General features: G+C 64.2%; 9 protein-coding genes. 3 read left to right on the top strand and 6 right to left on the bottom strand.

Translation table 11 applies throughout. The features are described from left to right. The first annotated feature begins 274 nt into the window (after positions 1-274). Positions 275-1123 (top strand): DsbA family protein, encoded by an 849-nt coding sequence (locus AC5IJH_RS17780; protein WP_491904169.1) that lies wholly within the window; start codon positions 275-277, stop codon positions 1121-1123. 24 nt (positions 1124-1147) lie between these two features. Beyond that, entirely contained in the window at positions 1148-1372 is a 225-nt protein-coding gene (locus AC5IJH_RS17775) for a hypothetical protein (protein ID WP_491904168.1), read from the top strand. A 14-nt stretch (positions 1373-1386) separates the two neighbouring features. Here the strand turns inward: AC5IJH_RS17775 and AC5IJH_RS17770 are convergent, their stop codons facing one another. Genes AC5IJH_RS17770 through AC5IJH_RS17750 form a run of 5 tightly spaced genes read right to left on the bottom strand, consistent with a single transcriptional unit; the run spans position 1387 to position 5884 of the window. After that, positions 1387-3243 carry a type II secretion system protein GspD gene (locus tag AC5IJH_RS17770; RefSeq protein WP_491904167.1) on the bottom strand — a complete coding sequence of 619 codons (1857 nt, stop codon included), beginning with the start codon at positions 3241-3243 and terminating at the stop codon, positions 1387-1389. Then, on the bottom strand, positions 3240-4010 hold the full coding sequence (locus AC5IJH_RS17765; RefSeq protein WP_491904166.1) for an HAD family hydrolase: 771 nt from the start codon (positions 4008-4010) through the stop codon (positions 3240-3242). The genes AC5IJH_RS17770 and AC5IJH_RS17765 overlap by 4 nt, the downstream gene beginning before the upstream one ends. A gap of 43 nt (positions 4011-4053) precedes the next feature. Then, on the bottom strand, positions 4054-4344 hold the full coding sequence (locus AC5IJH_RS17760) for a helix-turn-helix domain-containing protein (protein ID WP_491904165.1): 291 nt from the start codon (positions 4342-4344) through the stop codon (positions 4054-4056). Between the two features lie 53 nt (positions 4345-4397). Next, positions 4398-4967 (bottom strand): CvpA family protein, encoded by a 570-nt coding sequence (locus AC5IJH_RS17755; RefSeq protein WP_491904164.1) that lies wholly within the window; start codon positions 4965-4967, stop codon positions 4398-4400. 20 nt (positions 4968-4987) lie between these two features. Next, positions 4988-5884, bottom strand: a complete 897-nt coding sequence (locus AC5IJH_RS17750; protein WP_491904163.1) for a phosphoribosylaminoimidazolesuccinocarboxamide synthase — start codon at positions 5882-5884, stop codon at positions 4988-4990. A 247-nt stretch (positions 5885-6131) separates the two neighbouring features. On the opposite strand from AC5IJH_RS17750, the gene AC5IJH_RS17745 reads away from it, so the two are divergent. Beyond that, positions 6132-7028 (top strand): ferritin-like domain-containing protein, encoded by an 897-nt coding sequence (locus AC5IJH_RS17745; protein ID WP_491904162.1) that lies wholly within the window; start codon positions 6132-6134, stop codon positions 7026-7028. Positions 7029-7202: 174 nt separating this feature from the next. On the opposite strand, the gene smc is transcribed toward AC5IJH_RS17745, so the two are convergent. Continuing rightward, positions 7203-11123, bottom strand: coding sequence for a chromosome segregation protein SMC (gene smc, locus AC5IJH_RS17740; RefSeq protein ID WP_491904161.1), 3921 nt, complete (start codon positions 11121-11123; stop codon positions 7203-7205). Positions 11124-11152 lie beyond the last annotated feature (29 nt).

Raw genomic sequence — 11152 nt, 5'->3', positions numbered from 1 at the left:
TACAAGCGGCAGCAGGCGGCCCCGGTGCTGAAGGTGACCGCCAAGTCATTCGGCACCGGGCGGCGGTTTCCGATCGCCGTCAAAGTACAGGTTTGAGTTGGCCTACAGAAGTACATACAGGCAGGAGAGATTGATGAAGTTTTTGGGACGTGATTTGACGAGGTTTGCAGCAGTGGTAGTGCTTAGCGCCTGTGCTGTTCCGGCCTTCGGTCAGGCCGCTGCGCCCGACGCTCCGGGAGCCCCAACTGCTCCCCCAGCGGGCCAATTGCCGCCGATGCCGCCGCCCAACCCGGCTGACTTCACAGCAACTGCACCGACCAAAGAGACGGTCGAGCAGTTCCTGAAGGAGAGCTGGGGCTACGATCCAAACCGCGTTTGGCAGGTGCAGGGTATTCAGACCACGCCGGTGCAGGGCCTGAGCAAGGTGACCATTCTGGTCGAGGAGAAGAATGCTCCGCAGCAACAGCAAGCTTCGGCTCTGGTGTTCCTGACGCTGCCGGATGGCCAGCACCTGATCGCGAACGATGAGGTGTTGCCCTTCGGTCCGCACCCGTTCGAGGCGAACAATGCGCTGCTGGCGCGAGAGGCGAAGGGCGCCTCGCGCGGACCTGCGCAATCGAAGTTGCTGCTCGTCGAGTTTGCTGACTTCGAGTGCCCGCACTGCAAAGAGGCGCAGCCCACGGTCGAGCGCCTGATGAAGGATTACCCGCAGGCGCGGTTCGTGGCGGAGCAATTTCCGCTGCGGCAGATCCACTCCGAGGCCGAGCGTGCTGCCGAGGCCGGTGTGTGCGCGGCGAAGCTCGGCGGCAACGAGGCGTATTTCAAGTACGCCGACGCGGTGTACGCGAACCAATCGTCGCTGACCCCGCAGGGCTCGGCACAGGCGATCCAGGGAGCGGTGACCGCGGCAGGGCTCGATCCGGCGAAGGTGCAGGCGTGTGTCGCGCAGCCCTCGACGAAGGCCGCCGTGGATGATGCGCTACATCTGGGAAATCAGGTCGGCGTGAATTCGACACCGACGCTGTTCGTCAACGGACGCAACCTGCCGTTTGGCGGCATTCCGTATGAGACGCTGAAGCAGATCATCGATTACGATTTGAAACAGGCAGGCGGCGCGCAGTAGCAGCGGCCTCCATTCACTACTTGTATGGCATTTCCTATTAAAACCTGCGTCGTCTGCGGCGAGGAGTTCGAGCTGCGTCCTGGCAAGCCGGGCTTCGCGAATCGCTGCCCGGAGTGTACGGAGTCTGAAGCGGAACCGGGCCAGGACAACAAGCCGAAGCTGAGCGCTGACGAGCGCAAGCGCGAGAACGAGGCCAACGCTGAACGGCGGAAGGCGATTCGCGACCTGCTCTATCGCAAAGACGGCTAACGCGCTGCGAACGACTATTGGTGCGCGGGCACCAGCAGTACCTGGCTGGCGCCGCTGGCATGCGGCAGCCGGACGATATGCGGCGTCATCAGGATGACCAGCTCGTCCGCACTCCTCTGCGCGTTCTTGTCGGTGGTCGAGCGGAGCCCGGGGATGTCGCTGAGTCCGGGCAGTCCGCTGATGGCGCGCGCCTCGGATGAGGTGAGGTTGCTCGAGACTAGGGCGCTCTCGCCGTCCTTGAGCGTGAGGTCCGCCGTGAACTGACGATTCGTGATGATCGGGATGTCGTTCAGCGCTGTGCCGCCGAGAGCCTGTACCTTCAGGTCGAGCTTGAGCGCGATGGTCTGGTCGCGATGGATGTGCGGTGTCGCCTTAAGCGAGAGTCCGAGCTCCTGGTACTGCACCTGCGGGATGGCCTGGCTGATGGTTGCGCTGTTCAGGCCGAGCGCGGTGAGTTGCGCGGATGTGCCCGCCGCACTGAGGCCCGCGATGGCCGATGTGCTGCTCAGATTGGAGTAGCTGGACTGCACGATGGGGTAACGCAGGCCAGCGACGATGTCACCGGACTCCTGGTCCTGCAGACGCAGCTGCAACTGGTCGATGGCGCGACTGTCGCTGGTGTTGAGCGATGCGTTGGCCGTGCCCGAGCCGAGCGTCAGTCCCGTTTCGGTGAGGCCGCCGCCGAACAGGGCGAAGCCCTGACTGAGAACGCTCGTGCCCGATGCGCCTGAGGCGATCAGGATGGCGGCGATGGTGGCAAAGTCACCGGCGCTGGCGAGGCCGCTCGAGATGATCTGCTCAACCGCGGCCTGATTCTGCTGCAGGAGCTGGTTGTAGACCGTCGTCAGGTTGAACGCCTGGAACTGCTGAGGCAACTGCACGCCCAGGTTCTCCGTGCGTGACCGCGCGACTTCGAGGATTTTGACCTCGAGCAGCACCTGGCTGCGGCCGGCGAGCAGTCCATCGAGCGTGCGGTTCAACAGGCCGATGCGCGACTCGGGCCCGCGAACCGTCAGGCGGCGCGCCTCCGGCTGCACGGACGCCTGCGTGATGTCGAGCACATTGCGCGCCAGGTTGCCGACATCCGTCAACTCGGTCGTGGTCAGGGCAGGGAGGTAGATGCTCTCCACCAGCAGGCGCTCGTAATTGGCGCGGTTCTCGCGCGTGTCCTTCGCGACCAGCACACGATGGGGATCGAGCGGCACGAAGAAGCAGTTGGTCTGTAACTGCAACAGTTGCGCAGCCTGCTGGTACTTCAGATCGTCAACGTCGAAGCGCACCACCTGAGTAGGGACGCTCGCGTCGAAGCTGGGCTGGATGCCGTAGGACGAGAGCACCTGGCGCAATAGAGACTGTGCGTCGGCGCGGACATGGAAGCTGTGCTCGGTGACATCGGGAGACAACTGAATAGCATCGGCGATCTCTGGCGTGAACGAGGCCTGGGCAGTATCGCTTGCCATCTCGGCCACATCATTGGCATGCTGCGCGACGATCGGGTTGTCGGGATCAATGGAGAAGGCTTCTGCGAGCCGTGCCCGGGCAATGTCGTTTTTATGCAGGATGCGCGCCTTCTCCGCCTGCTGGATCAGGTCGCTGACAAAGTGTGCCTTGGCGATGGCCGCTGCGCCGCGGTAGTCCTGATTGGTGGAGTCGAGTCGAGCCGCATCGGTGAAGGCGGTGTAGGCCGTGCGCAGATCCTGCTGCTCCACGGCGTGGGCGCCCTTCAGGTACTCTTTGCCGGCAGCGCGCCGGTCGCGGATCGTCGGGGCGCTATTGGTCACCGCAGCCGTGGCGGTTTGCTGCTGCGCGTACAACGAGATCTGACTGAAGAAGAGCGCACAGGTGGCAGCGCGCAGCATGCTGCGGTTCACGCTTCGGGCCCCGTCAGCAGCAGTGCGCTCAGGCTCTCGGCACAGATGTCCGGCTGGTGGGCGAGCAGTGTTTCGAACGAGGAACGGCCGGTCGCGACGGCGATCACCGGAATTTGATTGGCGCGGGCGGCCTCGATGTCCGAGGGCGTGTCGCCGATGATGACGAGCGTCGCGTTGTCTCCGCACTGTGCGCGTGCGGCCTGCGCCGCGGCTGCGATCATCGCGGCGCGTTGATCGAACTCGTCACTGAAGCCGCCGAACTGGATGTGATCGCGCAGTCCGGCGTACTCGAGCTTGAGCCAGCCGATCGACTCGAGGTTGCCAGTGGCGACGCCGATGCATTTGCCGGCGGTAGTGAGACGTTCGAGCATGGTAATGACGCCGGGCATGACGCGGATCTGCATCAGCTCTGCATCGCGCTCCACTGTGTCGCTGAGGGCCTTGAGCAGCGCGGGCTGGTGCGGACGCCAGGTGTCCTCAGCAATGCCGGCCGCGGCGAAGGCCTCGCGCAGGATGCGGGGATCGGTCGAGCCCTGCACCTTCACCGGCTCGAGCGACAGAGGATGGCCAAGGACTTCGAGGCATGCCTTCGAGAAGGCGTGGTAGTGCACGCGTCCCGGATCGCGCAGCAGGGTGCCGTCTATATCGAACAGGTAGGCGTCGTAGGCGTCCCAGCGCATGCCGGGGCGCAGAGCAACGCGGCCCTCGGGGGTGTGCAGGGTTTGCAAATCCGCAGAGGCGGACGATGGGTGAGGGGAAGGTTGCAAAATGACCACTGACTCCTGACGGAGCTGCGCGCGCGAGCGGTGTTCAGCCCTGGGTGCGCAGCACCTGCTTCGGCTGCTCAAGCACTGGACGCACGGGACGCGGCGGACGCTTGAGGCCATTGCGAATCTGCGCGGGATCCATGTGGAGTTCGGCGATGGTCCGGCTCAGCGTATTGCGATGCATGCCCAGTTCTTTCGCGGCCTTGCACTGGTTACCGCGGTGGGCCGCCAGCACCTCGAAGATGAAACGCTTCTTGAACTCGCGCACTGCTTCGTCGTAGGTGATGCCTCCGGCGTGCATTTGGCTGACCAGGCTGTCCAACTCGCGTTTCACAGAAACTCCCTCTCTTGGCTGCGGACCAGATCTGATGCCGGTCTCAATCGTCATTACGGCCGCTCCAATCCTGTCACGCTGCGCCGTGCTTCCACACGCAGATGCTCAAGCCCGGACTGAATTCTACCGCTTAGTTCCCGAGGCAACACAGTAGCACTTCCGTGGGCCCCGGGCATAAAGTATGGCACCAATTGCGACCGTTCGAGCCAGCTCTGTTGCGGGAAAAATGCAGCCATGGCGGCCACACCCAAAGCGACCAGAACATAGCCCTTGACAAGTCCGAAGGCGCCGCCGGCGAGGCGGTCCGCCCAGCCCAGGCCGACGCGGCGCAGTACCCAGCGCAATAAGCGGCCGAGAATTGCCGCGCAGAGCATGATGCCCAGCGCAATCAGCAGGAAAGCAGCCGCCTGTGCCGCAAAGCGTTCATGGATCAGTTGCGCAATCCAAGGCGTGAGCTGGTCGTAAAACTGTCCGGCCACGATCATGCCGGCGACGAGACCGAACAGAGCGAACATCTCCACCAAAAAGCCGTGCAGGAACGCAGTGATGACAGAGAGGGCGAATACGGTCACGATCACCCAGTCGAAGGGCGTCCAACCGGCCGGTCCTGCGACTGCCTGCATCCGGCGATGGTATCGCAGGCCTAGCCGAGGTCGAGCTCTGTCCCTGTCAGCAGGCGGTAAGCATCCAGGTACTTGCGTTGTGTCTTCGCCACTACGTCGTCCGGCAGCGCGGGCGCGGGCGCCTGCTTGTTCCAGCGGATCTGCTCCAGGTAATCGCGCACAAACTGCTTGTCGAAGGACGGTTGTGGGCCGCCGGGCTGGTACTGGTCGGCCGGCCAGTAGCGCGAGGAGTCGGGCGTGAGCACTTCGTCTGCAAGGATGATGCCGTCAGCGGTCACGCCGAACTCGAACTTGGTGTCAGCGAGAATGACGCCATGCTCGGCGGCGTGGCTTGAGGCGCGATCGTAGATCGCAAAGCTCAACTCACGCAGACGCTTCGCATTCACTTCACCAACGCGATCGACCATGTCGGCGAACGAGATGTTCTCATCGTGCTCACCGCCAAGGCTTTTCGACGCAGGCGTAAAGATCGGTTCGGGCAGGCGGTCGGACTCACGCAGACCCGCAGGCAGCGGGATGCCACACACCGCGCCTGTGGACTTGTAGTCCTTCCAGCCGGAGCCGGACAGGTAGCCGCGGACGACGCACTCGACCGGGAACATCTCCGCGCGCTTCACCAGCATGGAGCGGCCTTCGAGTTGATCGCGAAACGGGTGCAGGACTGCCGGATAGTTGCGGACGTCGGTCGCGATCAGGTGGTTCGGAACGACGTCGCGCAGCAGGTCAAACCAGAAGAGCGAAAGCTGCGTGAGGATGCGGCCCTTGCCGGGGATGCCGGTGGCCAGCACGTAATCGAAGGCGGAGATGCGGTCGGTGGCGATCAGCAGCAGAGAATTGCCGATCGCGTAGAGGTCGCGGACCTTGCCGCGCGCAAGCAGGGGAAGGCCGGAGAGATCGGTCTGAGTCAAAGTTTGCAATGGGAGCGTGCCTCGGGGAGTGAACCCTTCGATTCTCTGAAGGCGACTCTGCTTTGTCAACGCGGCGCTGGCGCGGATTGCGTTCGGCTTCGCGAGCAGGTGGATGAGGGCGACTTCAGATATTCACAGAAAGTGCAATCCACCCTACGGTGTAGTGCGTTCACTCAGTGGCGTGCTCTGCACTTCGCACCCTCCCCCGGCAAGCTGATCAGTCCGCGCCAATGCTGGAACGTGTCAGGAGCCGTCAATGAAGTCAAAGCAATATGAACTGGAATCGCTGATTCAGGCTCGTCTGGATCGCCGCCGTTTCTTCCGCCAGGCCGGTCTCTTTGGACTGGGAACCGCAGCAGCCGGTCTGCTCGCCCCCGCGGTGCTGGCCGAGTCTTCTGCTGAAGAGCAGCAGGAGTACGAGCAGTCCAGGGACACGGTCACGGAGATTCTGACGGCTGCCCTCATCGCGGAAGATCTCGCGACCACCTTCTATTACAACGCGCTGATCGGTCCTGTCATTGAGGATCCGAACCTGTCCGGCCCCGGCGGCAGTGCAACTGACGTCACCGCTGACGGCAACTTCGGCAATGTGGCCTATGTGCGCGCCGCGCTGTCGGAGGAGATCAATCACGCCAACCTGCTGCGCAGCCTGCTCGGGATTAAGGGCGCCGTCAACGATCCTGTTCAGACGTTCTACTTCCCGGCTGGTTCGTTCGATACTCTGGGCGCCTTCACCGGCCTGTTGGATGCACTGGAGAACGCCTTCATCGGTGCGTATTTGACGGCGATCCAGGAGTTCGCTGCGAAGGCAGCGCACGCACGCAAGAACGACTCCGACGACCACAAGGGTGCGGACGGCAAATACTCTGCGGAGCAGCTGGACTACTTCGCGAAGGTGGCTGCGTCAATCATGGGCATCGAGTGCGAGCATCGCGTGCTGGGCCGCGTCATCAGCAACACTAACCCGGCAAACAACCTGAACTACGAACAGACGGATGGATTGACCGCGGTGTACAACGGTCCCCACTCGGCAGTGGCCGCACTGACACCGTTTCTCACGCCTTCAACGGGGCCGGCCTACACCCTGGCCGCGGCTCTTGCGGGCGCGTCGTCTGTATCAGAGCCGACGCAGGGGAATCCGCCGGCATTCTAGCGTCGTGCTTCCTGGCATGGTGCGTCTCATTGAGGCGCACCATTGTTCACTGGCTATGATCATGATCGATCGCGAAACGAGCGACGCCGGAGAACCAGTTTCTTTGCTCCACTCCAGCACGTAGGTACCAGGCGTGCCGGCGCGCTGAGCAACTAGCAGAGTTACAAAACGCGACTAGGCGAAGGCCATGGCGCGCTGCCGGTTGCGCTCGGCCGGAGGCTCGGTTGGGCCGAGGCGCACCGAGACCAGCTTCGACACGCCGGGCTCCTGCATGGTGACGCCGTAGATCGAGTCCATCGCGGTCATCATGCGTTTGGAGTGCGTGACCAGGACGAACTGCGTCTCCTTCGACATGCCCTTGAGCATGTCGGCGAGGCGGCCGACGTTGGTTTCGTCGAGCGGCGCGTCCACTTCGTCGAGCACGCAGAAGGGGCTCGGCTGGTAGAGGAAGATGCCGACCAGCAGAGAGAGCGCGGTGAGCGCCTTTTCGCCGCCCGAGAGCAACAGCACGTTCTGCAGCTTCTTGCCCGGCGGTGAGGCGACGATGTCGATACCGCTCTCCGCACTGTTTTCTTCGTCGGTGAGCCGCATGAAGGCTTGGCCGCCGTTGAAGAGGCGAGTGAAGGTGACCGAGAAGTTCTCGTTGATGCGCGCGAAGGCCTCGTCGAACTTGGTGCGGGAGATAGAGTCGATCTCCTTGATCGTCGCCTGCGTGTTCTCGATTGAGTCGAGCAGATCGGTGCGCTGCGTCTCGAGGAAGGTGTGGCGCTGGGCGGCCTCGGTGTACTCCTCGAGCGCCATCATGTTGACCGGACCCATGGCCTCGAGCTTCGCCTTCAGGCCGCGGCAGGCTTCGTCCTCCGATGCCAGCGCTTCGTCTTCGAGCGACACGAGGGTATCGTCGGCGCGCAGTTCCTGGGGTTCCACGCCGAGATCGCTGATGCATGCGGCTTCGAGATAGGAGAGGTCGGCGTCGAGCTTGGCTGCGTGGGCGGCGCGGCCGGAGCGCTCTTCGCGGAGGCTGTCTGTTTCCGCGCGGAGCACCTTGAGTTGCTGCTCGCTCTCGTGCAGGGTGACGCGCAGCAGCCGCGCCTCTTCGGTCCAGCGTGTGGTCTCGGCCGTGGCCTGCTCGCGTGTCTCGGCGAACTGCTGCTGCTGCGCGGTGAGAGTCGTGTTCTCCTGCTGTCGCTGTGCCTGCTCCGCTGCGGCTGCGGCGAGCTGCTGTTCGAGCTGCACCACGCGCCGGCCCAGGTCGGCATACATGCGATCGATGCGCGAGAAGGAGGCCTCGGCTCCGCGCTTCCGCTCTTCGAGGCCGGCCAGCTCGGCGACTGCCTGCGACGACGACTGCTGCGTCGTCTCGCGGCTCAGCCGCTTCTCGGTCAGCACTGCTTCGAGCTCACGCTGCTGCGTCTCGACGCCAGCGTGCTCGGCTTCGAGCCGGGCCACATCTTCGCGCCTGCGCTCCATCAGCCCGGTGCGCGCATTGCGCTGGTCGCGATTGCGCTCGCTCTCGAGATGCCAGTCCTGCAGCCGGCGCTCCAGTCGCTTAGCTTCAGACTCCATCTGGCGCAGCGCGGCGCCCTGGTTGGCGCTTTCGCGTTCGGCTGTGCGGCGCTCCTCGCTCTTCGACTCGAGCTTTCGCGTGGTGTCGGTCAGGGTGCGGCCGAGTGTCGCAGCCTGCGTCTCGGCCTGCGCGAGCTGGGCGGTGATGGCATCGAGCTTGTGCTGGGTATCGCGTAATTCACGCTTGATCGCGAGCGGGCCCTCGGCGCGCGGTTTGCCACCGGTGACGGTTACGTTATGAAAGCACTCACCTGTGGGAGCGAGGAAGAAGGCGCGCGGATTTTCGAGAGCGAGGGAGCGCGCGGTCTCGGCATCGGGCGTTACATAGCCTTCGCGCAGCTTGGGCAGAATCGCTTCGAGAGAGGTGCCGAAGCCGTCAAGCACGCGGATGCAGTCCTTCAGGCGTACGACGCCTTCGCGGCTGGTCTGGCTGCCGGTCGGCTCGACGGGCGCAAAGGAGAACTTGGCCTGTGAATCTTCTGGATGAACGAGGAAGGTGGCACGGCCATCGACATCGGTGCGCAGCAGCCGCATGCCTTCGTCCGCGGCGTCCCAGCTCTTCACGACGATGTAGTTGAGCTCGTCGCGCAGGTATTCGTCGACGACGGTTTCGTACTGGCCTTCGACTTCGAGGAAGTCGGCGAGCGTGCCGACGGCGGAGAGGCTCTGCGTGGCGCCTGCGCGTGCGCGGAACAGCTTGCGCACGGTGTCGGTCGAGTAGCTGTGCTCGCGGATGAGATTCTCGAGCGAGTTGCGGCGGCCGGTCAGCGTGGCCACCTCGGCACGAAGCTGATCGCCGCGACGGCGCGTGTCCTGTTCGGCGGCGCGGGTCTGGTCGATCTCAGTGCGCAGGCCGCGGATCTCCTGCTCCAAGCGGGTGAGTGTCTCGGTCACCGACTCGAACTGCAGCGAAGCCTGCCCGCGCTCCTGCCCGAGTGTTTCGAGATCGCGCTTCGCCCCTTCCATCTCGGTGCGCAGTCGCTCGGCTTCGCGATCAATGGCGACCAGCGCCTCCTGCGCCTGACTGGCCTGGCTGCGGGCGTTCGCGGCTTCGGACAGCAATTGCAATCCGCGACGGCGTTCTGCCTCCAGCCGCTGCTCTGCATGGGCGACAGCCTGCGCGGCCTCACGGGCCTGCTGTTCGAGTGCGCGGGCCTGCTCGCGAAAGCGCGCTGCTTCGCTGGCGGCGCTCTCGAGGAAGCTGCGGTGCTGCTCGCGCTCGGCGGTCAGCCCATCCATTTGCTGTCGCGCCTGCTCAAGCTCTGCCGTACCCGCGGCGGTGCGGGAGACGAGGTCCGCGATACGCTCCTCGTTGGCATGTTGCCGGGCGCTCGCGCGTTCGAGGTCAACGGCTGCCTGGTTGGCGCGGGCGCTTGCCTCCTTGGCTGCCGCATCTAATTCATAGCCGCGTGTGACTGCTGCTGCATGCTCGAGGTCGAGAGATTCAACCTGTGCTGCCGCAGCATCGATCTTGCTGGAGAGTTCGGCAATCTCCGACGCGAGCCGGGTGCGGGTCGCATCCATCTGGCGCAGGCGGCTGGCCAGCACCACGCGCAGGCGGCCACGCAACTCATCGCGGATCGCGCCGTAGCGCTCCGCCTTGGCGGCCTGCCGCTTGAGCGAGTTCATCTGCCGCGTGACTTCTTCGAAGATGTCGTTGACCCGCGCGAGGTTCTGCTTTGCCGACTCAAGCCGCAGCTCGGCGAGGCGCTTCTTCGTCTTGAAGCGCGTGATCCCGGCAGCCTCTTCAATGATGGAACGACGATCGTGCGGCTTCGAGGAGAGCAACTGGCCGATGCGCTCCTGCTCGATGATGGCGTAGCTCTCCGGCCCAAGGCCGGTGCCCATGAAGATGTCCTGAATGTCGCGCAGCCGGCAGAGCTTGCCGTTCAGCAGGTACTCACTGTCGCCGGAGCGGAACAGGCGACGGGTGATGATGATCTCGCCTGCGCGGGCCGGAGTGCGCTGGAATTTGCGGCGCCGAATTTTGAGCACCACGCCGTTGGCGACGGCGTGTGCTGCGTCGGCATGGCCGTTCGTCTCTGCCAGTTCCGGTGACGCGGCGGCTTCGGGCACGGCGGCTTCGGGTGCTTCATGCTCTTCGCCTTCGAGCACCACACCGGGCTGTGCCTCGGCGATGATCTCCTCCACCTCGGCCTGTCTGGCCTGCCGCTGCGCCTCCTCGTCCCAGTCGCCCTGCGCTTCCGTAACAGGCTCATCGGGTAGGAAAGCGCTGCTCAGGGGGCCATCGCCGTATGCGTCAGGGTCGATCAGGGTGAGCGAGACCTCGGCCATGCCCAGAGCCTTGCGCTCGCGGGTGCCGGCGAAGATCACGTCTTCCATCTTGGTGCCGCGCAGGCTGCGTGCGGACTGCTCACCGAGCACCCAGCTGACCGCGTCGAGGATGTTCGACTTGCCGCAGCCATTCGGGCCGACCACAGCCGCCATGCCCTGGCCTGGCAGGATGAGCTCCGTGCGGTCGCAGAACGATTTGAAACCGAGGATCTGGATTTTCTTAAGCTTGAGCATGTCAGTCCTCTTTGCCTGCCGGGGGGGGG

It is taken from the genome of Candidatus Dedyshia acidiphila (genome assembly GCF_051025295.1).
In the GTDB taxonomy this organism is placed as follows: domain Bacteria; phylum Acidobacteriota; class Terriglobia; order Terriglobales; family Acidobacteriaceae; genus KBS-83.
This window is presented reverse-complemented; position numbering and strand designations above follow the sequence as displayed.